Raw genomic sequence first — 20,632 nt, forward strand, 5'->3', positions numbered from 1 at the left:
GAAAATTGCCAAACATTCTTTATCCGCTATACGTTTTCGTATGAACGACCTCGCCGATTGGAGCCTGCTGCGCTCCTTCCTCGCCGTTTCCAGGCGCGGCAGCCTGTCCGCCGCGGCCCGCGCCACCGGGCTGACGCAGCCGACGGTCGGCCGTCACATCGACGAGTTGGAGGCCGGCCTCGGCACCGCCCTGTTCACCCGCTCCCAGGCCGGCCTGCTGCCGACGGAGGCCGCGACCGCGCTGCTGCCACATGCGGAGGCGATGGAGGCGGCGTTCGCGGCGCTGGTGCGCGCGGCGAAGTCCGGCGGCGATCCGCTGCAGCCGCGCGGCGTGGTCAGGATCTCGGCGAGCGAGATCGTCGGCACCTTCGTGCTGCCGCCGATCCTCGCCGGCATCCGCGGCCGGTTTCCGGACATCGTGATCGAGCTGGTGCTCAACAACCGCACCGACGACCTGCTGCGGCGCGACGCCGACATCGCGGTGCGGATGATCCGGCCGAAGCAGGACGGCCTCGTCGCGCGACGGCTCGGGCACATTCCGCTTGGGCTGTACGCGCACCGCGACTACATCGCCCGGTTCGGCCTGCCGGACACGATTGCGGCGCTGGCGGCGCATCATGTCATCGGCTTCGACCGCGACGATCATTCCGCGCGCTCGGTGGCGAGTTCACAGTTGCCGATCTCGCGCGAACTCTTCTCCTATCGCACCGACTCCGACGTCGCCCAGGTGATGGCGGTCGAAGCCGGCCTCGGCATCGGCGGCATGCAGAAGGCGATGGCGATCCGCAATCCGGCGCTGGTGCCGGTGCTCGCCGACCAGGTCGCGTTCGAACTCGACTGCTGGCTCGCCGTGCACGAGGACCAGAAGGACTCAGCCCCGATTCGCGCGATGTTCGACGGGCTGGCGGAGGGGCTGAGCCGCTGGGTCAGTGAGGGCGCGCGGTGAGGCCGCAAGCGCGGCAGCGCCGAGCCCGCGCGTCAATCGCGATCGACCGGCCCCGGCAGGTCCTGGGCCGAGCGCAGGCGTCCCTGTCCGCGGCGATACAGGGTCGCATAGCTCGCGGCCGCCAGCAGGTCATCGTGCGGCACGAAGCCGTCGACGACCTTGTTGAACGCGATTGCGCCGCAGCCTGGCGTGGCGCAGTCCCGCTTGTGCTTTGGGCAGCTGTTGAAGTAGCAGAGCCGGCCGAGATAGCGATCCGTCCCCGGCTCGATCAGGAAGATCTCCACCTGGTGGCCGACCGTGCCCGGGCCGGTCCCGGCTTGGTAGGCCGCGGCCATGGCGCCATCGCGGGCCCGGCGGATGTCGCCGAGCCGATGCTGAGAGTGGATCCACACCGCGAGATCGAGATCCTTGCATTCGTGCCAGACCTCGATGCCGGCCTCGCGAAAATCGCGAAAGCGCGGCACCTCCTTCCAGAGCGGCTTCGCCACGGAGCCGATGATCGCGATCGCCTCGATCTCCTCGAACGCCGCCAGCGCATCGGTGACGATGTCAGCGGCGCGGCGGAAGTCGTGCTGCTGGCGCAACAGATAGTCGTTCTGCCGTTTGATCTCGGTGCGCGATACCATATCGTCCCGGTCGGTGGTGCGCGGCCTTGGCGCTCAGGCCACTCCGCCGTTCATGGCTGGGGCTCCGTCGCGCGCCATCATAAGCTGCGGCCGCGGCATTTCGAAGCCGTGTCATAGCACACAGCTGTTTGAACGACACGCACATGATGCATGTGCGCGGGTCTAGTTCCCATCATCGAGATGGACGAGCACGGCCGCATTGGCGATGATGATGGCATCGCTGCCGGCCTCGGCGGGAATCTCCAGGCCGCCCTTCACGGCGGTGACAGTCACCGTGCCATAGGGCAGTTCCTTGGCCACCGCGGAGGTGTCGACGGCCTCCGGATTCGGCACCGCGATGGTGACATCGACGAACATGTCCTGCGGCGTCTTGCCGACCATGCGGAAGAAGCCGAGGCTGGAATGGCGGATCGCATCGGACACCGCGCGCTTGGCGGCCTTGGTGGCATCGCGGCCGTGGACGTCGACGCCCATGCCCATCTCGGTGATACAGCGGATGCGCGCCATGTCGGGATTCCCTCACCTGGTGTTGGTCACTTGTTGCGCGACCTTAGCGCCATCGCCGCAGAGCGCAACCGATGCAGAGTTCAGGCGATCACGACGTCGCCGACCACGCCGCGCAGCGCGCCGAGCGCAGCATCGTCAGCGGCGCGCGCATCGGTGATCAGGCTGTCGATGCGGTCGGGTGCGCAAGTGGCGACGCGGCTGGTCTGGCCGATCTTGCTGTGGTCGGCGAGGATCAGCACGCGCTTGGCCGCAGCCGCCATCGCGCGGGCGACGTTCGCCTCCTCGATGTCGAAGCTGGTCGCACCATAGCGATGATCGATGCCGACCGGCGACAGCAGCGCGACGTCGGCCTGCCAGCGCTGGATCTCGGCCACCGTGGTCGAGCCGAACGTCGCTGGCAGGGTGCTGCCGAGCTCGCCGCCGAGCACGATGACGCGATTGCTGCGCTCGCCGGAAGCGCCGCCGATGATGGTCGCGACCTCGAACGAATTGGTGACGATGGTCAGGCCCGACAGCGTCGCCAGCTCGCGGGCGAGGATCGAGACCGTCGAGCCGACGTCGAGAAACAGCGTCTGGCCTGGGCTGACGAGACGCGCCGCGGCCTGCGCGATCCGCGTCTTCTCGGCAAGGCGCACCCGAGCGCGCACCGTGATCGGCGGCTCGGCTTCCGGCGCGATCGCGGCGACGCCGCCATGGACGCGGCGCAGCTCGCCGCGTGCCTCCAGCGCCAGCACGTCGCGGCGCACGGTCTCGCGGGAGACGCCGAGATCGGTGGCGATGCGATCGGTGGTCGCGCGGCCGACGGTGGCGAGCAGCGCGCGGATGCGCTGGTGGCGGTCCTCCTGCAGCATCATCGGCGTCCGCCGCGCGCGGCGAGCCATTTCAGCGCCAGCTGCATCGCCAGTGCCGCGGCGCAGACCACCAGCATGATGCAGGTCGAGAACGCCGCGGCCTGCGACACGAAGCCGGCCTCGTCGAGCCGCATCACCGACACCGCGGCGATGCCGAGCGACGGCGTCACTAAGAAGATCACGGCCGACAACGTCACCATCGAGCGCATGAACAGGAAGAAGAACACCGAGACCAGAGTGGGCGACATCACGGGAATGATGACATTGGCGAGCACCTCGCCAGCGCCGCTGCCGAGACAGGTCGCGGCCTCCTCCAGCGCCGGCGGCACCGCGCGCATGCCGGTCACCATCGTGAGGAAGCCCTGGCTGTGGTAGTGATAGAAGTTGCACAGCGCGAGCAGCAGCGCCGAGCCGTACAACACCGACAGCGGCGATCCCGCGATGTTGAAGGCGAAGATGTAGGACAGGCCGAGCACGAGGCCGGGCACGCCGACCGGCATCACCGCGACGAGATAGACGATCTTGGCCAGCCACGACGGCAGCCTTCGGATGCCATAGACCAGCGCGAACAGCAGGAACGTGCCGAGGCTCGCGGCCACGACGGAGACCAGCAGCGATGTCCACAGCGGCGCATAGCCGCCGCTCAGGGTGATGTCATAGTGCTTGAGCGTGAAGGTCAGCCGGTACGGCCACAACCGCATGAAGCTCGCATAGATGACGACGCCGATGACGGCGAGCACCGAGAGGGTCGCCAGACCCGTGACGATGGACAGCGGCACGTCGCGCGCCGGGACGAAGCTGAGCTGCGGCGGCACGGCCCCCTCGGCGCCGCCGCCGAACTGGCGCTGCGCGGCGACCCGCTCGATATAGACGGCAATCCCCGTCGGCGCGAGCAGAAGGAGGCCGACGACGGCGCCGATGCCAAACTTCATCTGCCCGGTGACCTGGTTGTAGATCTCGGTCGCGAGCACCGCATAGTCGCCGCCGATGACGGCGGCGTTGCCGAAATCGGTGATGGTGACCGTGAACACGACGAAGCCGGCGCTAAGCAGGCCGAACTTCACGTTCGGCAAGGTGATATCGAAGAACTGCCGCCAGCCCCCGGCGCCCATCACCTCGGCGGCGTCGTAATAGCGCGCATCGGCATGGGCGAGCGCGGCTTTGAGGATCAGCACCGCCTGCGGCAGCGCGTAGAGCACGTCGGCGATCAAAAGGCCCGGCAGGCCGTAGATGTCGATGCGCTTGCCGAGCATGCCGCTGATCAGGCCGTTGCGGCCGAGCAGGAAGATCAGGCCGAGGCCGAGCACCAGCGACGGCGCCAGCATCGGCAACGCCAGCACCGCGGAGATGACGCGCGATCCGGGCACGCGGGTCCGGGTCATCGTATAGGCCAGCACGAAGCCGAGGATCAGGCAGAAGACGGTCGTGGCGAGCCCGAGCGTCAGGCTGTTGAGCGTCGCCTTGAGGATGCCGGGGGTGCGCGCCAACGCAACGTAGTTGGCAAAGCCGATTCCGCCGTCATCGGCGACCAGGCTGCGCCACAGCATCATCGCGAGAGGGAACACGAAGAAGATGAGCAGCGCGAGGCATGGCAGCGCGATCGCCGAAGCGATCAGCAGCCGGTCATTGCCGGCCCGCCGCAGCCGGAAGCCGCTGCGTTCCGCGACCTCGACGGCGGCGATGATCACGCGCGCACCCAGCCGCAGCCTGCGGCGTCGACCGACACCGCTACGGCAGCGCCCGGCGCGACACCGTCGACATGGCCGGTTTGCACCAACAGCTCGCGGCCCTTCCAGGCGACGCGGGTGCGGCTGATGTTGCCGAGGAAGGTGACGTCGACCACCCTCGCCTCGCCAGCGTCGAGAGGTTGAAGCCGCACATGCTCGGGACGCAGGCAGGCGAGATAATCCGCATCGGCGCCCTGGGGACGCGAAGTCATCAGCGCCGGCATGGCGTCGCGCACCCAGTCGGTCGGCAGCAGATTGCTGCTGCCCATGAAGTCGGCGACGAACTTGGTCGCCGGCCTGAGATAGAGATCCTGGGGCGCGCCGACCTGCTCGATGCGGCCTGCATTCATGCAGACGATCCGGTCAGACAGCATCATCGCCTCCTCCTGATCGTGTGTGACCATGATGGTGGGGATGCCGAGCCGGCGTTGCAGCTCGCGGATCTCGACGCGGAGATCGGCACGCACCTTGGCATCGAGTGCCGACAACGGCTCGTCGAGCAGGATCAGCCGCGGATCGACGGCGACGGCGCGCGCCAGCGCGACGCGCTGCTGCTGGCCGCCGGACAACTGGTACGGCAGCCGGTCGGCCAGATGCGGCAGCTTGATCAGCTCCAACAGCTCGGCGACGCGCGCGGCAATTTTGCTACGCCCGATCTTGCGGATGCGCATGCCGTAGCCGATGTTCTCGGCCACCGTCATGTTGGGGAACAGCGAGTAGGACTGGAACACGATGCCGAAGCCGCGCTCGCGCGCCGGCACCGCGCTGAGATCCTTTCCGTCGAGCAGCAGCCGGCCAAAGTCCTGCGTCAGCAGGCCCGCGATGATCCGCAGCAAGGTGGTCTTGCCGCAGCCGCTCGGCCCGAGCAGGCAGACGAACTCGCTGCCCTCGACCTTCAAGGAGATGTGGTCGAGCGCGACGAAGTCGTCGAACGTCTTGTGCAGCCGGTCAAGCTCCAGCGTCATGACGACACCCGCTCAGCGGCCGATGCTGGTCTGCCAGGTTTTGAGAATGCCGTCGCGCTCCCTCGCCGAGCGGGCGAAGTCGATCGGATAGACGGCCTTGGATGCGTCGGCCGGGAAGCCCGCGGTCTGCGCGGCCTTCGACGGCGGCGTGCCCGAGATGGTCACGAGCTCCTTGTAGCTGGTGTAGAGCGCAGCCGCCTCGGACGACAAGGTCCAGTCGAGGAAGCGCTTGGCATCGGCCTTGTTCTTGGCCGCCTTCATCAGCCCGGACGCCTCGAGCTCATAGCCCGCGCCGTCGGTCGGGATCACCATCTTGATCGGAAAGCCCTCCTCGATCGACTTGATCGCGGCGAAGGCGAGCGAGCCGCCGATCGCGAACTCACCGCCGCGTGCCGCCTTGCAGGGCCGCGAGCCGGACTTGATGTATTGCGCGACATTGCCGTCGAGCGCTTTGAGGAACTGCCAGCCCTTCTCCTCGCCCTGCGACTGCAGGATGCCGGCGATCTGCATGTAGCCGGTGCCGGAGGAGACCGGGTTCGGCAGCACCACCTCGCCCTTGTAGACGGGGTTGGTGAGATCCTTCCACGAGGTCGGCATCGGCAGATTCTTCGCCTTCAACACCTCGGTGTTGACGCAGAACGCGGTGACGTAGCCGGTGGCGGCGAACCAGCTGGCGTCGGCGCCCTTGGCGGAGGCCGGCAGCTTGTCGGCGCCTTTCACCTCATAGGGTTCGAGCAACGCGGTGATACGCGGATCGAGCATGTTGGTGACGGCCCAGCCCCAGATCACATCGTGTTGCGGATTGCCGGATTCGGCGATGATGCGGGCGCCGAGATCGCCGGTCGACAGCCTGAGCACCTTGAGATCGACGTCGGGCAGCGCGGTCTTGGCCGCCTTCACGTAGTCGGCGATCTCGTCCTCTTCCAGCGCGGTGTACACCGTCACCGTGCCCGCCTGTGCGACGGCGCCGAGCATGACCAGCGCCAGACTTGCCGAGAGACCCTTCAACAGCTGCAACATCGTCATGTCCTTCGTGAGCTGCGGCGCGGGCCCGATCCCGTCCGATCGAATGTGGATTTGAGTGATTATTTGCAAATTTGTGGAAGCGCGTCTACGATGATTGCGCATATGTCGTGCAAATCAGCAATTGCCTATATCGAAGGCATCGATCGCAGCGCAGCGCTCGTCGCAACTGTCGCCGCGCTCGCACGTGGTTTGCAGGCACTGACCGCGCACACGGGCGGCGAGGTTGCCATGATGACATCAGCCGCTGATATCGGTGCGGATGCGATTCCGGTCGCCGGCAGTTGAGAGGCAGAGAGACGCCAATGGGTTTTTCACACACGCTGGGCGGCACGACCCATCGCTTCGACGATCTCCGGACCCTGCTGGCGAAGGCGACGCCGCTGCGCTCGGGCGACGTGCTCGCCGGGCTCGCGGCACAGGATGCGGCCGAGCGCGTCGCCGCGCGCATGGCGCTCGCCGACCTGCCGCTGCGGCATTTTCTCAACGAGGCCGTCATTCCCTATGAGAGCGACGAGGTCACACGCCTGATCGTCGACCAGCACGACGGCCGCGCGTTCGCAGCCGTGGCGAGCCTGACGGTCGGGGCGTTCCGCGAATGGCTGCTGTCGGATACGACCGACGCGACGATGCTCGCCGCTGTGTCGCCGGGCCTCACGCCGGAGATGGTCGCGGCCGTCAGCAAGATCATGCGGCTGCAGGATCTCGTGACGGTCGCCGCCAAATGCGAGGTGATCACCCGCTTCCGCTGCACCATCGGCCTGCCGGGGCGGATGTCGACGCGGCTGCAGCCCAATCATCCGCTGGATGATCCCAAGGGCGTGGCCGCTTCGATCCTCGACGGACTGATGTATGGCGTGGGCGATGCCACCATCGGCATCAATCCGGCGAGCGACGACGTCGATACCATGATGCATTTGCTCGACATGATCGAGACCTTGCGGCTCGCCTCCAATGCACCGATCCAGTCCTGCGTGCTCGCCCATGTCACGACCGCGCTGAAGGCGATCGAGCGCCGCGCGCCGGTCGATCTCGTGTTCCAGTCGCTCGCCGGCACCGAGGAGGCGAACCGCGGTTTTGGCATCACGCTGTCGCTGCTCGACGAGGCACTCGCAGCGGCCGAAAGTCTTGGGCGCTGTCCGGCCGGCGGCAACGTGATGTATTTCGAGACCGGCCAGGGCAGCGAACTCTCCTCCGACGGTCATTGCGGCGTCGATCAGCAGACCTTGGAGGCACGCTGCTATGCGGTGGCGCGGCGCTACCGGCCGCTGCTGGTCAACACCGTGGTCGGCTTCATCGGCCCGGAATATCTCTACGACGGCAAGCAGATCATGCGCGCGGGGCTGGAGGATCATTTCTGCGGCAAGCTGCTCGGCCTGCCGATGGGTTGCGACGTCTGCTACACCAACCATGCCGAGGCCGACCAGGACGACATGGACGCGCTGCTCACGCTGCTCGGCGTCGCCGGCTGCACCTACATCATGGGCGTGCCCGGCGCCGACGACATCATGCTGAACTATCAGAGCACCTCGTTCCATGACGCGCTCTATGTGCGGAAGGTGCTGGGCAAGCGCGCGGCGCCGGAATTCGAAGCGTGGCTGGCGGCGACCGGGATCAGCGACATCAAAGGTGAGTTGCGCTTCGAACCGGCGCGACTGATGCCTTCGCTGCCGCTGCTGGAGGCCGAGTGATGAGCGGCCCGGACGACAAGGCCCCCACCACGTCATCCGACGATTGGATCTGGCTGTCGCGCTTCACCGAGGCGCGCATCGCGTTGGGACGGTGCGGCCCGGGCCTGCCGACATCGGCGCATCTTGGCTTCCAGGCCGCGCATGCCGAGGCGCGCGATGCCGTGCGGAAGCCGTTCGATGCCGAGCACTTTGCGGCTGACGTGACCGCGCGCGGCTGGCCCACGCTCGCCGTCCACAGCCGTGCCACCGATCGCGCGACCTATCTGCAGCGGCCGGACGAAGGTCGCCTGCTATCTCCTGAATCAGAAGCGCTGCTGTCCGAGCCGCGGGCGCCGGTCGACATCGTGTTGGTGGTGGCCGATGGCCTAAGCAGCCGCGCGGTGCAGGTCAACGCCCTGCCCGTGCTCGATGCCCTGATGCCGCGCCTGGCGACGACCGGCCGGCGGCTGTCGCCGATCATCGTCGCCTCGCAAGGCCGCGTCGCCCTCGCCGACCATGTCGGCGAACTGTTCGGCGCGTCCGCCTCGATCATGCTGATCGGCGAGCGGCCGGGATTGAGCGCGGCGGATTCACTTGGCCTCTATCTCACCTGGATGCCGCGCCGCGGCCGCGTCGATTCCGAGCGCAACTGCATCTCCAATGTCCGCCAGGGCGGACTGGCGCCCGCAGATGCCGCGGCGCAGGCCGCCGAACTGATCGACCGCATGTTCCGCCATCAGGCCGCAGGCGTCAGCCTTGCGCGTCTGCCGCAACCGCCGGCACTGGAGAACGATGGCCAGTCATGATGCCGACAAAGGCAAGACCATTACACGGCGCAGTAGCGATCCTGAATGTCCTTGTCGGCAAGCAACGCGGCGGCGCTGCTTTCATGCACCACCTCACCTTGGTCGATGATGACGGCGCGATCGGCGAGCCGCAGCGCCCATTCGACGTTCTGCTCGACCAGCAGCAAGGTCTTGCCCTGGTCGCGCAGCCGGCGAAACAGCACGCCCATCTCCTCGACCAGCACCGGCATGATGCCTTCCGAGGGCTCGTCGAGCAGGACCATTTTGGGCTTCGCGATCAACGCGCGGGCGATCGCCAGCATCTGCTGCTCGCCGCCCGACAACGTGACGCCTTCCTGATCCAGCCGCTCCCGCAGGCGCGGAAAGGTCTCGGCGATCTCGGCGAACGCCGCGCGTTCCTCGATCTCGGCCTTGGCCGCGACCAGCCCGAGCCGCAGATTCTCGCGCACCGAAAGTCCCGGCACGATGCGGCGTTCCTCCGGCACATAGGCGAGGCCGAGGTGGAAGCGGCGATGCGCGGCGAGCGGCAGCAGATCCTGCCCGGCGAACCGGACGCGGCCTGCAGCCCTCGGCATCAGCCCCATGACGGTGCGGAGCGTCGTGGTCTTGCCGGCGCCGTTGCGGCCGACCAGCGCGACCACCTCGCCCTCGTTCACGCGCAGGGAAATGCCGTGCAGGACATGGCTGGCGCCGTACCAGGCCTGGACGCCGTCGAGTTCGAGCAACGCGGTCTCAGCCATAGCCTTCACTCTGTCCCAGATAGACCCGGCGCACGTCGGGATTGCTGCGGATGTCCTCAGGCTTGCCGTCGGCGAGCAGCCGGCCATGATGCAGCACCAGCACCCGCTTGCTCAGGCCGAGCACCATCTTCATCTTGTGCTCGACCAGCAGCACCGTACGGCGCTCGGCCAGCCGCTCCAGCAGTGCGACCATTTCCTTGGTCTCCTCGGGCCCCATGCCCGCGGTCGGCTCGTCGAGCAACAGCAGTTCCGGCTCGGACACCAGCGCAATCGCGATCTCCAGCGCGCGCTGCTGGCCATGAGCGAGGAATTTGGCCAGCTCGCTGCGCTTGCCGATCAGGCCCACGGACGCGAGCGCCGCATCGGCTTGCTCGCTCAGCTCGACGAGATCCGCGCGCTTGCGCCAGATGTCGTAAGCCACGTGCATCGCCTGCGCTGCGACCCGGACGTTCTCGTGCACCGACAGGTCGGGAAAGATGTTGGTGATCTGGTACGACCGCGAGATCCCCTGATGCACGAAGCGGTGTTGCGGCAGCCCGTTCAACGCGCGGCCCTTGAATCGCAAGGTGCCGCTGCTCGGCGGCAAGGTGCCGGAGAGGATGTTGAAGAACGTGCTCTTGCCGGCGCCGTTCGGGCCGATGATCGAGGTCAGCTCGCCCGCGGCGAACGACACCGAAATGCCTTCAAGCGCGACGAAGCCGCCGAAGCGGCGGCCGATGCCCTCGGCCTGCAACAATTCGGTGCTCATCGCCGCTCCTTTGCGACCGGGAGCATGTCCAGCAGCGTGCCCCAGATGCCCTTGGGCAGGAACAGCACGAACACGACGAAGATCGCGCCGACGACGATCTGCCAATGCGGCGTCCACAGCGAGACGACGTCCTCCAGGATCAGGAAGCTGGCGGCGCCGATGAACGGCCCGAAGAAGCTGCGGGCGCCGCCCAGCAGCACCATCATCACGATCATGCCGGAGGTCTGGTAATGCAGGATGTCGAGCGGGACGATCGACAGATGCAGCGCCGACATGCAGCCGCCCACCGCCGAGATCGCGCCCGACAGCATGAACACGATCAGCTTGCAGCGCTCGACGTCGTAGCCGCAGGCTCGCGCCCGCTGCTCATTCTCGCGGATCGCCTCGATGACGGCGCCGAACGGCGAGTTGAGGATGCGCGATTGCACCCAGATCGCGACCGCCGCGAAGGCCATCAGGACGTAGTATTTATTGATGGGATCGAGAAAGTTGACGTGCACGCCGAGCAGGTTGATGTGATCGACCGTGAAGCCGCGCAGGCCGTTCTCGCCGCCGGTGAAGGACGACGCCTGCAGTGCGACGTAATAGACCAGTTGCGCCAGCGCGAGCGTCACCATCGAGAAGTAGATGCCGCGGGTACGCGTCGAGATCGTGCCGATCGCAGCCCCGAGGAGAGTGCTGGCGGCGATCGCCAGCGGCACCGCGGCGAACCACGGCAGTCCCCAGCGGCCGATGGCGATGCCGGTCAGATACGCGCCGGTGCCGAAGAACGCGGCATGGCCGAACGACAGCAGCCCGGTGTAGCCGAACAACAGATTGTAGCCCATCACCACGACGCCGTAGATCAGGACGTTGACCGCGAGCGCCTTCGACGGCAGCAGCCATGGCAGCAGCGCCAGGGCGACGAGCGAGACCAGCACGCGGTGATCGGCCAGCACCGCGAAGAGGCGCTGCGCCTGATGAAGCGGCGGTGCTTCGTCGGTCGACTGCACCGTCATCATGCTCTCCCCTTCAGCCCGAACAGGCCCTGCGGCCGGACCAACAGCACGGCGGCCATCAGCGCGAACATCACGATGGTCGCCATCTCCGGCGCGAACAGCGCCACCATGCTGATGCAGATGCCGACCATCAGTCCGGCGACGACGGCGCCGACGATCGAGCCGAGACCGCCGATCACGGTGACGACGAAGGCCTCCGCGAGCACCAGCGTGCCCATCTCCGGGTTGACGCTGCGCATCGGCCCCGCCAGCACGCCGCCGAGCGCGGCAAGGCCGACGCCGAGGCCGAAGATCGCCAGCCACACCTTGCCGATGTCGACGCCGAGCACGCGCATGATCTGCGGATCGCGCGCGCCGGCGCGGACGATGAGGCCGACCCGGGTCTTCTCCAGGGTCAGCCACAGCGCCAGCAGCACGAGGGCGACCAGCGCGATCACGAACAGGCGATATTTGGGAAAGAAGCCGACGCCGAGATCGACCACGCCGATCAGCTGCGACGGTGTCGGAAACGGAATGCCGTCGCTGCCGAACACGATGCGCACGCCTTCGACCAGGATGTAGCTGAGGCCGAAGGTGAGCAGCAGCGGATCATCGATCGACCGCCCGTACAGACGCCGGACCAGGACGAATTCGATCAGCATACCGAAGGCACCGACCAGCAGCGGCGCAAGCAGCAGCCCCCACCAGAAGCTGCCGGTCAGCGACGCCAGATACAGCCCGGCATAGGCGCCGATCATGAACAGCGCGCCATGAGCGAAATTGACCACGCCCAGCATGCCGAACACGATGGTGAGGCCGAGCGCCGTAATCACCAGCACCGCCCCGAGGGCGATGCCGGAAAACAGCTGCATGATGATCAGCGAGAGGTCCATGCGACGGCGTGGATCAGGTCGCGTGGCCGAGTTCGCTGCAGCTCCGCAGCATCTCGTCCGCACCGGGGTCGCTGGCCAGGATCGCGAACAGGTCGTTCTCGTTCGCCATCGCCGACTTCTTCTTGGATTCCAGGACCAGCACCGACTGCACCGACTGGTGATCGCATTTGCGGTAGTGCTGCGGGCCCTTGGTGATGTCGTATTGCAGGCCTTCCAGCGCTGTGACGACCTTGTCCGTCTCGGTGCCGCCGGCGGCCTGCATGGCCTGCAGCAGCGAGCCGACGCCGGAATAGCCATAGGCGCCGTAGTCGGTCGGGATCGCGCCGCCATTGGCGGCCCGGAACGCCTTGTTGAACTCGGCCGCCGTCTTGTTCTGTGCTTCGAGCCCCCAGTAATAGTTGGCGCCGCCGACGACCCCCTCGAACACGTCGGGACCGACCGCAAGGCGCTGGTTGTGCAGGATCACCGGCACCACGATCTTCATCTGCTGCTTGATGCCGAAATCCACCGCCTGCTTGATCGCGTTGGCCTGGTCGCGGCCGAAATTGCTGATGCATAGCACGTCGGGGCGCATCGACATCAGGCGCGGCATGAAGGTGGAATAGTCTGCCGCGCCGAACGGATGCAGGATCTCGCCGACGCTGTCGGCGCCGATCGCGGCCTGGGCGCGCTTGAAGCCGCGCAGCATCTCGTGGCCATAGGCATAGTCGGCGGCGAGATGCGCGACCTTCATGCCCTTCTTGATGGTCTGGCGCGACACAACGGCCGTCGTCATGTGCGGATTCAGCGCCTCATGGAAGGTGTATTTGCTGAAATCCTTGACCTCGTTGATGGTGTCGGACTGGCTGATCGACACGTAGATCACGCCGCGCGCCCGCGTCACCTCGTTGACGGCGAGCTGCACCGCACTGGAGAGCGCGCCGACGACGGCGTGGACCTTGTCCTTCTCGATCAGCTCCAGTGTCCGCGTCGCCGCCTCGCCGGCATTGAGCTTGTCGTCGCGCACCAGCAGCTCGACCTTGCGGCCGGCGATGCCGCCCTTGTCATTGACCAGCTTGACGGCCAGCTCGGCGCATTTGACCTGGTCGCGCGCCTCGGCCGCGAACGGGCCGGTCAGCGGCGTCGGAAAGCCGATGCGGATGGTGTCGTCGGCGGCGCGCCCCAGGCGCGGCATCGCGAGGCTGGCGAGCCCTGCCGACATTCCCATGAGCGCCGTTCGGCGGGACACTCCCGTTCGTCGCAGCTTCGTGTCGCGCGTTGGCATGATGTTCTCCCTGATGTTGTTTGTCAAAATCGCCCGAGCGCCTCGAGCACCCGCGCGGGCGTGATCGGCACGGCATTGATGGGGGCACAAAATGGCGCGAGTGCATCATTGACCGCATTGAGCACGCAGGCCGATGCCGCGGCGGTGCCGGCTTCGCCGCAGCCCTTGGCGCCGAGCGCCGTGTCTGCCGTCGGCGTCTCTACATGCGAGATCACGATATCGGGCATCTCCATCGCCATCGGCACGAGATAGTCGGCGAGCGATCCGTTGAGCAGCTGCCCGGTCTCGCCGTAGCGGCATTCCTCGAACAGCGCGGCGCCCAGTCCCTGCACGACGCCGCCGCGCACCTGCTCGTCAACGAGCATCGGATTGATGATGCGGCCGCAATCCTCGACGACGAAATGCTTCAGCAACTTGACGAACCCCGTGTCGACGTCGACCTCGACGTAGCAACCCTGGATGCCATTGGTAAAGGCGAAAGGATAGCCTTGCGGCGCGAAATGATGGCTCACCGTCAGTTGCGCCTGCGTGCCGGGCGGCAGGGTATCGGAGCGGAAATAGACGATGCGCGCAATCTCGGCGATCGGCAGTCGCGGCTGTCGCGTCGCGGCGTTGACGACCTCGCCGTCGACGATGTCGAGCGCCGCCGGCTGCTCCTGCAGCACCAGCGCCGCGATCTCCAGGATGTTGGCCTTGAGCTTGCGCGCCGCCTGCAGCGCAGTCTCGCCGCCGATGCCGGCGCCGCGGCAGGCCCAGGTCGCGCCGCCATGCGGCGTTACCTCGGTGTCGCCGGTGATGATCTTGACGTGCTCCTGGGCGAGGCCGAGCTGGTCGGCGACGATCTGGCCGATGATCGCCTCGGTGCCCTGCCCCTGTTCGGTGACCGAGATCGCGCAACGCACCTCTCCGGACGGCGTGAGACTGATGGTCGCACCATCCTGCGAGGAAATGCGGGCGCCGCCGACGCCATAGAAGGCCGGGCTCGGATTGGTGATCTCGACGAAGGTGGCAATGCCGATGCCGCGATGGATGCCGCGCTGGCGCAGCACCGATTGCTCGGCACGCAGCGCGTGGTAGTTCATGATCTCCTGCAACCGCTTCAGGCAGACCTGGTGCGATAGCGCCTCGAACTTGTAGCCGGTCGGCGACGCCGTCGGATAGGCGTCATCAGGAATGACGTTCCTCGCCCTGATCGCGAACGGATCGAGGCCGATGCGGATGGCGGCGAGATCGACCATCCGCTCGGTCACCGCGCAGGCGATCGGGTGGCCGACCGCGCGATACTGGCTGGTCTGCACCTTGTTCTGGAACACGACCTCCAGCGCCGCGCGATAGGATTTGAAATCGTAGGGCGCGCCGATCAGGCGGATCACCTGGTTGCCCTCGACCACGCTGGTGCGCGGATAGGTCGAGAACGCGCCGATGGCGGTGGCATCGTGCACGTCCATCGCGAGGATCTTGCCCTCGGCATCGACGGCCATGCGCGCCCGCACCTTGTGATCGCGCGCGTGGATATCCGACACGAACGCCTCGATGCGGTCGGCGACGAACTTCACCGGACGTCCGAGCAGCATCGAGAGCCCGACGACGGCCATATCCTCGTGATAGACGTGGAGCTTCAGCCCGAACGAGCCGCCGATGTCGGGCGCGATCACGCGCACGCGCGCTTCCGGGATGCCATAGTGCCGGGCGTAGAGATCCTGGAACTGGTACGGCGTCTGCGTGGCATGATGCACCGTCAGCGTGCCGGCTTCTGGATCGTAGTCCGCGACGATCGCCCGCGGCTCGAGCGTGACAGGCGTGTGACGGCCGAAGCTGAACTCCTGCTCGATCACGTGCGCGGCAGCCGCGAAGGCCTCGTCGACGCCACCGCTGTCGAGCTGAGCACGGAAGCAGACGTTGGACTGTCCGGCCGGATTGACCCGCGGCGTACCGGGCTCGCGCGCCGCATCGAGATCGACCACCGCAGGCAACTCTTCATAGTCGACCGCGATCAGCTCCAGCGCATCCTCGGCGAGCGCCCGGCTCTCCGCAACGACGGCGACGACCGCCTGCCCGGCCCAGACCACCCGGTCGAGCGGCAGCGGCAGCTGCGGCTCGGACGTCATGCCCTTGAAATGATCGAGCGTGCCGGTCCAGGGCGTGCAGATCGTCGCGATATCGGCGCCGGTGGCCACGAGGTGGACGCCTGCGAGCGCACGGGCCTGTTCGGTGTCGATGGCAACGATCCGTGCATGCGCATAGGGGCTGCGCAGGAACGCCGCATGCAGCATGCGCGGCAGGCGAATGTCGGTGACATAGCGGCCGCGCCCGGCCAGCAGGCGTTTGGCATTCGGACGCGGCACGGAGCGGCCGATATAGGAGTTCGGACGGTCGAGCGAGGTGAGAGGATTCATTGCGGCGAGCCTTCCTGCGCCGCCTTTGCGGCGCGGGCGTCGGCCACCGCGGCGATCGCATCGACGATCGCCTCATACCCGGTGCAGCGGCAGAAATTCCCGGAGAGCGCATCGCGGATGGCCGCGCGGCTCGGCTCGGTCAGGCGGGACAGCAGCTCCTGGGCATTGATCAGCATGCCGGGCGTACAGAACCCGCACTGCAGCGCATTGCGCCGATGAAATTCGGCCTGCAGATCGGCGATCACGCCAGTTTCGGACAGCCCCTCGATGGTGTCGATGCGCGCGCCGTCGGCCTGCACGGCGAACATCAGGCAGGCATGAACGGCGCGACCATCGAGCTGCACCAGGCAGGCGCCGCACGCCCCCATTTCGCAGCCGGCATGAGTCCCCGTCAGTTCGAGGGAGTTGCGCAGGCAATCGACCAGCGTCTCCCGCGGCGCGACCGCGCACGTGACCTTGCGGCCGTTGACCACGAAGCGGACCGGCACGATGTCCTCGGCCTCGTCGATGTCGCTGCTCATGCCTTCTCGCCCATCTGTCCCAGCATCCGGCCGAGCAGCACGCGCGCCAGATGCAGGCGCATGGCCGGCGGCACCTCGTCGCTCTCCGGCGGCGCGAGATCGCGATCGAGTGCGGCCTGCGCCGCCGCGATCCGCTCGGCATCGATACGGCCACCGCTCAGGACGGACTCGGTCGACTTGGCCCGGGTCGGCACGTTCCCGACCGAAAAGAACGCAATGCGGATGGCCTCGATCACACCATCCTTGCAGGTCGCCAGCATACCGCAGCCGACCAGCGCGTAGTCGCCACGACGGCGGGCCAGTTCATCGAAGCAGATGCGCTGGTTAGAGCGGAACAACGGCACGAAAATCGCCGTCACGAGTTCGCCGGGCCCCACCGCCGTTTCGAACAGATCGACGAAGAAGTCGTCGGCCGCGACACGGCGCCGGCCGGATGCGCCCGCAATTTCGATCTCGGCACCGAGCGCCAGCATCATGGCAGGAAACTCGGACGCCGGGTCGGCCAGCGCGACGCTGCCGCCCAGCGTGCCGCGATTGCGAATGGCGGGATGGGCGACGAACGGAGCCGCTGCACGCAGCAGCGGCGCAAATTCGGCAATGAGGGGCTCGGTCAGCATCTCGCAATGGCGCGTCAGCGCGCCGATGCGCAGCCATTCGCCTTCGCATCTCACACCGCGCAGCTCGGCGATGTGGTTGATGTCGATCAGAACGCGCGGCGCCTGAAGACGCAACGCCAACGCGGGGACAAGGCTCTGCCCCCCGGCGATATAGCGCGCGTCTTCGCCGCTCAGCGCGTGAGCGTCGAGCGCCTCGTCGATCGTCCGTGCACGACAATAGCTGAAAGCCCTCGCTTTCATCCATTTCCCCGCTGCCAGGGCTCACCAGCCCGAAGTTCCAGATTTGTGACCATCTGGTCTCAAAACAGTTGCACAACCATACCTCCGCGGTCAACTAGAAACGAACGATTGGTCACAAATCTGCTTTCGGCTATCACACACCTCCCTTCGACAATCGATTTCAGGACATGGCCAGGACTCAGACGACAACGAGCGCAAGCAAGGCAGCCGGCCGCGGCCGTGCCGGACACGCACGCCAACCCGAAAGTCCCCCGCCGACGCGCCGCCGCAACATGCGCGCGGCGGACCGCGAACGCCTGATCGTGGATGAAGCGATCCGCTTCTTCGCCGAGCGCGGCTTCGAGGGGCAGACGAGAGAATTGGCCAAGCGCGTGGGCGTCGCGCATTCGGTGATCTACCGGCACTTCCCCAGCAAGGAGGCGCTCATCGAGCGCGTCTATCAGGAGGTCTATCTGAGCCGCTGGTCGCAGGACTGGGCGCCCCTGATCCGGGATCGCAGCCAGCCGCTGCAGGCGCGGCTCACGAGCTTCTATCTCGACTACGTCGCGCGCGTGTTCGAATACAATTGGGTCCGGATCTTCATCTTCTCCGGAATGAAGTCGTTCGGCATCACCGGGCGCTACCTCGACCTCGTCCGCCGCGAGATCATCGAGCCTGCGGCGATCGAATTGCGTCACGAACTGCAACTGCCGGACACGCAGGCGCAGCCGCTCGGAAGCCGGGAGGCGGAAATGTTCTGGGGCCTGCATGGCCGCATCTTCTATCTCGCCATCCGGAAGTTCATCTACGAGACGCCGGTTCCGGCCGATCTCGAACAGACCGTGCGCGACGCGATCCTGCTGTTCATGGACGGCGCACGATTGGCGCTGCCGAGGCTTCTGCAGGAGCGGGATCCCCGCGGCGCACTTTGAACGCGGCAGATGCGACAGCACAATTGTCGCAGACGCTTCGGCTCCCGAGCGTGACATCTCGTGAAATCCTTACGTCGTGAGCGCTCTCGGCAACGAGCGTCAGGTGACCGCCTCATCGCGCATCACAACAATGCGCTACGCCCCCTTCCGTGCAGGTTGCATGACACCGGCGCGCACGATCGTCCATCGCGCACACAGTCTGTGACGGGCGATCCCCGTTGCAGCGAGCTCGACAACGATTCGAGCTGATCATCCTCAGGTGGCATCTCATCAGCTTGACGCGCTTTACGCTAGAAGTTATCCTGGTTGAACATTGCAATACTTTCTATTTTTGTTTTTGACGCAATTCTCACCGACGACCTGAACCATATCGAGCGGTCCGCACACACACTTGATGACCACGCTGTGCGCGACACCTGACCTGATCGAGCCGACGAGAGTGCGGCTATGAGCATCATGTCGCGACCGCCAGGTCGCGACACCCTTCGCTACGTCGTTGCCGGCCTGTGAGTTGCGGAGCGAGACGTGATTGATCAAGCGATGATTTTCCTCCGCGATCTGCTCAATGCGCATTTGATCGGGCCCGCTGTTCCGGGGCATGCCGTGCCTGCCGAGGACGCCGTCATGTTCCTCGACGGCGACAAGACCGACCCGATCTCGTTCCGGATGGGCGCCGTCACCACCATGCTCATCAATGTCGAGCAGGAACCGATCCTGCGCGCAGCCAATCCCTATCAACGGCTGGGCTCCGACGGCACGGCCTATCGCGTCCAGCCGGACGTCCGCCTGAACATGCGCGTCCTGTTCGTGGCGCGCTTCAAGCAATATGAGCAGGCGCTGTCGCGGCTGTCGCAGATCATTGCCTTCTTCCAGTCACATCCGGTGCTCGACCGCCAGACCATGCCAACCATGCCGGCTGGGATCCCGCAGCTGGCCCTCGAACTCGTGACACTTCCGCTCAACGAGCAGAACGATCTCTGGAACGCGTTGCGCGCCGCCTTCCAACCTTCGCTGCTCTATCGCGTGCGCATGCTGGTGTTCGAGGATCGTCAGGAAGAGATGACGCGGCCGGTCTCCGGCCCGCCCGAACGGAGGCTGGAACATGCCATCAGCCCCTCTGTTTGACCTGCGCGTGACGCACGACTACTACGCCGACCTGCGCTGCGGCGATTTTGCGATCGTTCCGGACGCGGTGACGGAGTCCGCCATGGCGCGGCTGCGGCTCACCCACAAGAGCTACGCCGACCGCATCCGCGTCTTCGCCGAGCTCGACGCCAAGGGCGACGTCATCGCCGCGGCAGCCGCGCCGCTGTCGCTGGCGTTTGCCCTTCAACCACGCGGATCCGGCTATGCCGCCATCACCAGGCTCAGCGAGCTGGCACAGCAGCCCGCGCCTCTGTTCACCAATGACGGGGTGGCGCCGGCCGATTCCTCGCTGCTTCGCCTGACGACGCGCCGCGCCACGGCGCGCGAGAATCTGGTCGTCTCGACTCCGGGCGGCGCGGAGCCATTTGTGCTCGCCGGTACGCCACTCGACGGCACGAAGCCGGCCGACGTCACGGTGGTCGGCGCCGGCGCGGTCAAGAGCGTGATTCCCGCTTCCAAGCGCGTCACGATCGATACGTCCGCCGTGCCGGCCGGCACCGCATTCCAGATCTCCTACCCGGTGCGCGCGGCGATGTCGCGGGGCGCACTTGTGGAGATCGCCCTGACGCTGAACGCGCAGTTGCTGACGCCGATGCCCGCGCCGCGGGCGTTCGTCATCCCGCTGAATTCCGCCGACGCGCGCTGGGCCTATTATGTCGTGACGGATTTTTCCGGCGACCTCTCGACGCTCGGCATCGTCGATGCCACCCCCGGCAACGGCCCGCGTGCGATAAGCGTGTCCGGTGCCGGCCGGATCGAATTGACTGCGGCGACGGTCGGCCTCGATCCGGTCGGCGCGGATCTGCTCAGACGCTATCCGGGCCAGCGCGTCGTGCGCCTGATATCGGACGCCACCATCCCCACGCGCGACGCGCCGCTCGGCGCGCTCGAGCTGCGACTCAACAACGCCGCGCTATTGACGCGCCTGCCCAATCCTCCGCTCGATCGCCTCGTGCTGCTGCAAACCGATGCGGCTGCGCCGCGCCAGACGGTCCGCTACCAGGTCTTATCGCTGCTGACGAACTGACTGCTTCCACCTCTCCTCACCACGTTCCGAA

21 protein-coding genes are annotated in these 20,632 nt (G+C 66.6%); 7 read left to right on the forward strand and 14 right to left on the reverse strand.

Annotated elements, in window-relative coordinates; translation table 11 throughout:
* Positions 1-40 precede the first annotated feature (40 nt).
* Positions 41-946, forward strand: a complete 906-nt coding sequence (locus ACQR1B_RS22770) for a LysR family transcriptional regulator (RefSeq protein ID WP_434833834.1) — start codon at positions 41-43, stop codon at positions 944-946.
* Positions 947-978: 32 nt separating this feature from the next.
* Here ACQR1B_RS22770 and ACQR1B_RS22775 read toward each other — a convergent pair whose 3' ends face one another.
* The 6 genes from ACQR1B_RS22775 to ACQR1B_RS22800 form a co-directional block, all read right to left on the reverse strand.
* The gene (locus tag ACQR1B_RS22775; RefSeq protein WP_434833661.1) at positions 979-1,572 is read right to left on the reverse strand and encodes a hypothetical protein; all 594 of its coding nucleotides are present in this window, start codon (positions 1,570-1,572) and stop codon (positions 979-981) included.
* A 162-nt stretch (positions 1,573-1,734) separates the two neighbouring features.
* Positions 1,735-2,079, reverse strand: a complete 345-nt coding sequence (locus tag ACQR1B_RS22780; RefSeq protein ID WP_434833660.1) for a Lin0512 family protein — start codon at positions 2,077-2,079, stop codon at positions 1,735-1,737.
* A gap of 80 nt (positions 2,080-2,159) precedes the next feature.
* Positions 2,160-2,930: a DeoR/GlpR family DNA-binding transcription regulator gene (locus ACQR1B_RS22785; RefSeq protein WP_434875134.1), complete on the reverse strand. Its 771-nt coding sequence runs from the start codon at positions 2,928-2,930 to the stop codon at positions 2,160-2,162.
* Positions 2,930-4,618, reverse strand: coding sequence for an ABC transporter permease subunit (locus ACQR1B_RS22790; protein WP_434833658.1), 1,689 nt, complete (start codon positions 4,616-4,618; stop codon positions 2,930-2,932). Before ACQR1B_RS22790 ends, ACQR1B_RS22785 begins: the two co-directional genes overlap by 1 nt.
* Entirely contained in the window at positions 4,615-5,622 is a 1,008-nt protein-coding gene (locus ACQR1B_RS22795; protein WP_434833657.1) for an ABC transporter ATP-binding protein, read from the reverse strand. The genes ACQR1B_RS22790 and ACQR1B_RS22795 overlap by 4 nt, the downstream gene beginning before the upstream one ends.
* 12 nt (positions 5,623-5,634) lie before the next feature.
* A complete protein-coding gene (locus ACQR1B_RS22800) occupies positions 5,635-6,642 on the reverse strand; it encodes an ABC transporter substrate-binding protein (RefSeq protein ID WP_434833656.1) in 1,008 nt (335 codons plus the stop codon).
* A 96-nt stretch (positions 6,643-6,738) separates the two neighbouring features.
* Between ACQR1B_RS22800 and ACQR1B_RS22805 the strand changes: the two genes are divergently transcribed.
* The 3 genes from ACQR1B_RS22805 to eutC are packed head-to-tail and all read left to right on the forward strand — an operon-like array spanning position 6,739 to position 9,121.
* Positions 6,739-6,933, forward strand: a complete 195-nt coding sequence (locus ACQR1B_RS22805) for a hypothetical protein (RefSeq protein ID WP_434833655.1) — start codon at positions 6,739-6,741, stop codon at positions 6,931-6,933.
* A gap of 17 nt (positions 6,934-6,950) precedes the next feature.
* Positions 6,951-8,336, forward strand: a complete 1,386-nt coding sequence (locus ACQR1B_RS22810) for an ethanolamine ammonia-lyase subunit EutB (protein ID WP_434833654.1) — start codon at positions 6,951-6,953, stop codon at positions 8,334-8,336.
* Positions 8,336-9,121, forward strand: coding sequence for an ethanolamine ammonia-lyase subunit EutC (eutC, locus tag ACQR1B_RS22815; RefSeq protein ID WP_434833653.1), 786 nt, complete (start codon positions 8,336-8,338; stop codon positions 9,119-9,121). Before ACQR1B_RS22810 ends, eutC begins: the two co-directional genes overlap by 1 nt.
* Before the next feature lie 20 nt (positions 9,122-9,141).
* On the opposite strand, the gene ACQR1B_RS22820 is transcribed toward eutC, so the two are convergent.
* The 8 genes from ACQR1B_RS22820 to ACQR1B_RS22855 are packed head-to-tail and all read right to left on the reverse strand — an operon-like array spanning position 9,142 to position 17,517.
* On the reverse strand, positions 9,142-9,861 hold the full coding sequence (locus tag ACQR1B_RS22820; protein ID WP_434833652.1) for an ABC transporter ATP-binding protein: 720 nt from the start codon (positions 9,859-9,861) through the stop codon (positions 9,142-9,144).
* The gene (locus ACQR1B_RS22825) at positions 9,854-10,609 is read right to left on the reverse strand and encodes an ABC transporter ATP-binding protein (RefSeq protein ID WP_434833651.1); all 756 of its coding nucleotides are present in this window, start codon (positions 10,607-10,609) and stop codon (positions 9,854-9,856) included. Before ACQR1B_RS22825 ends, ACQR1B_RS22820 begins: the two co-directional genes overlap by 8 nt.
* Complete coding sequence (locus ACQR1B_RS22830) at positions 10,606-11,607, reverse strand: branched-chain amino acid ABC transporter permease (protein ID WP_434833650.1); 1,002 nt, start codon at positions 11,605-11,607, stop codon at positions 10,606-10,608. Before ACQR1B_RS22830 ends, ACQR1B_RS22825 begins: the two co-directional genes overlap by 4 nt.
* Positions 11,607-12,479, reverse strand: coding sequence for a branched-chain amino acid ABC transporter permease (locus ACQR1B_RS22835; protein WP_434833649.1), 873 nt, complete (start codon positions 12,477-12,479; stop codon positions 11,607-11,609). The genes ACQR1B_RS22830 and ACQR1B_RS22835 overlap by 1 nt, the downstream gene beginning before the upstream one ends.
* Positions 12,480-12,492: 13 nt before the next feature.
* On the reverse strand, positions 12,493-13,743 hold the full coding sequence (locus tag ACQR1B_RS22840) for an ABC transporter substrate-binding protein (protein WP_434833648.1): 1,251 nt from the start codon (positions 13,741-13,743) through the stop codon (positions 12,493-12,495).
* Positions 13,744-13,766: 23 nt separating this feature from the next.
* The gene (locus ACQR1B_RS22845; RefSeq protein ID WP_434833647.1) at positions 13,767-16,139 is read right to left on the reverse strand and encodes a xanthine dehydrogenase family protein molybdopterin-binding subunit; all 2,373 of its coding nucleotides are present in this window, start codon (positions 16,137-16,139) and stop codon (positions 13,767-13,769) included.
* Positions 16,136-16,660 (reverse strand): (2Fe-2S)-binding protein, encoded by a 525-nt coding sequence (locus ACQR1B_RS22850; protein WP_434833646.1) that lies wholly within the window; start codon positions 16,658-16,660, stop codon positions 16,136-16,138. Before ACQR1B_RS22850 ends, ACQR1B_RS22845 begins: the two co-directional genes overlap by 4 nt.
* Positions 16,657-17,517: an FAD binding domain-containing protein gene (locus ACQR1B_RS22855; RefSeq protein ID WP_434833645.1), complete on the reverse strand. Its 861-nt coding sequence runs from the start codon at positions 17,515-17,517 to the stop codon at positions 16,657-16,659. The genes ACQR1B_RS22850 and ACQR1B_RS22855 overlap by 4 nt, the downstream gene beginning before the upstream one ends.
* 272 nt (positions 17,518-17,789) lie before the next feature.
* On the opposite strand from ACQR1B_RS22855, the gene ACQR1B_RS22860 reads away from it, so the two are divergent.
* The 3 genes from ACQR1B_RS22860 to ACQR1B_RS22870 all read left to right on the forward strand — a co-directional run bounded on the left by ACQR1B_RS22860 (position 17,790) and on the right by ACQR1B_RS22870 (position 20,601).
* Positions 17,790-18,428 (forward strand): TetR/AcrR family transcriptional regulator, encoded by a 639-nt coding sequence (locus ACQR1B_RS22860; protein WP_434833644.1) that lies wholly within the window; start codon positions 17,790-17,792, stop codon positions 18,426-18,428.
* A gap of 525 nt (positions 18,429-18,953) precedes the next feature.
* Complete coding sequence (locus tag ACQR1B_RS22865) at positions 18,954-19,553, forward strand: DUF4255 domain-containing protein (RefSeq protein WP_434833643.1); 600 nt, start codon at positions 18,954-18,956, stop codon at positions 19,551-19,553.
* A complete protein-coding gene (locus ACQR1B_RS22870) occupies positions 19,531-20,601 on the forward strand; it encodes a hypothetical protein (RefSeq protein ID WP_434833642.1) in 1,071 nt (356 codons plus the stop codon). Before ACQR1B_RS22865 ends, ACQR1B_RS22870 begins: the two co-directional genes overlap by 23 nt.
* Positions 20,602-20,632: the final 31 nt, after the last annotated feature.

The sequence above is a fragment of the Bradyrhizobium oligotrophicum genome, from assembly GCF_051168495.1.
GTDB lineage: Bacteria > Pseudomonadota > Alphaproteobacteria > Rhizobiales > Xanthobacteraceae > Bradyrhizobium > Bradyrhizobium oligotrophicum_A.

Excerpts from the sequence above, each read along its gene's own strand:
- ACQR1B_RS22770 (WP_434833834.1), top strand. The coding sequence starts at position 41 with ATGAACGACCTCGCCGATTGGAGCCTGCTGCGCTCCTTCCTCGCCGTT.
- ACQR1B_RS22775 (WP_434833661.1), bottom strand. The coding sequence starts at position 1,572 with ATGGTATCGCGCACCGAGATCAAACGGCAGAACGACTATCTGTTGCGC.
- ACQR1B_RS22780 (WP_434833660.1), bottom strand. The coding sequence starts at position 2,079 with ATGGCGCGCATCCGCTGTATCACCGAGATGGGCATGGGCGTCGACGTC.
- ACQR1B_RS22785 (WP_434875134.1), bottom strand. The coding sequence starts at position 2,930 with ATGCTGCAGGAGGACCGCCACCAGCGCATCCGCGCGCTGCTCGCCACC.
- ACQR1B_RS22795 (WP_434833657.1), bottom strand. The coding sequence starts at position 5,622 with ATGACGCTGGAGCTTGACCGGCTGCACAAGACGTTCGACGACTTCGTC.
- ACQR1B_RS22800 (WP_434833656.1), bottom strand. The coding sequence starts at position 6,642 with ATGTTGCAGCTGTTGAAGGGTCTCTCGGCAAGTCTGGCGCTGGTCATG.
- ACQR1B_RS22805 (WP_434833655.1), top strand. The coding sequence starts at position 6,739 with ATGATTGCGCATATGTCGTGCAAATCAGCAATTGCCTATATCGAAGGC.
- ACQR1B_RS22810 (WP_434833654.1), top strand. The coding sequence starts at position 6,951 with ATGGGTTTTTCACACACGCTGGGCGGCACGACCCATCGCTTCGACGAT.
- eutC (WP_434833653.1), top strand. The coding sequence starts at position 8,336 with ATGAGCGGCCCGGACGACAAGGCCCCCACCACGTCATCCGACGATTGG.
- ACQR1B_RS22820 (WP_434833652.1), bottom strand. The coding sequence starts at position 9,861 with ATGGCTGAGACCGCGTTGCTCGAACTCGACGGCGTCCAGGCCTGGTAC.
- ACQR1B_RS22825 (WP_434833651.1), bottom strand. The coding sequence starts at position 10,609 with ATGAGCACCGAATTGTTGCAGGCCGAGGGCATCGGCCGCCGCTTCGGC.
- ACQR1B_RS22830 (WP_434833650.1), bottom strand. The coding sequence starts at position 11,607 with ATGACGGTGCAGTCGACCGACGAAGCACCGCCGCTTCATCAGGCGCAG.
- ACQR1B_RS22835 (WP_434833649.1), bottom strand. The coding sequence starts at position 12,479 with ATGGACCTCTCGCTGATCATCATGCAGCTGTTTTCCGGCATCGCCCTC.
- ACQR1B_RS22840 (WP_434833648.1), bottom strand. The coding sequence starts at position 13,743 with ATGCCAACGCGCGACACGAAGCTGCGACGAACGGGAGTGTCCCGCCGA.
- ACQR1B_RS22845 (WP_434833647.1), bottom strand. The coding sequence starts at position 16,139 with ATGAATCCTCTCACCTCGCTCGACCGTCCGAACTCCTATATCGGCCGC.
- ACQR1B_RS22850 (WP_434833646.1), bottom strand. The coding sequence starts at position 16,660 with ATGAGCAGCGACATCGACGAGGCCGAGGACATCGTGCCGGTCCGCTTC.
- ACQR1B_RS22855 (WP_434833645.1), bottom strand. The coding sequence starts at position 17,517 with ATGAAAGCGAGGGCTTTCAGCTATTGTCGTGCACGGACGATCGACGAG.
- ACQR1B_RS22860 (WP_434833644.1), top strand. The coding sequence starts at position 17,790 with ATGCGCGCGGCGGACCGCGAACGCCTGATCGTGGATGAAGCGATCCGC.
- ACQR1B_RS22870 (WP_434833642.1), top strand. The coding sequence starts at position 19,531 with ATGCCATCAGCCCCTCTGTTTGACCTGCGCGTGACGCACGACTACTAC.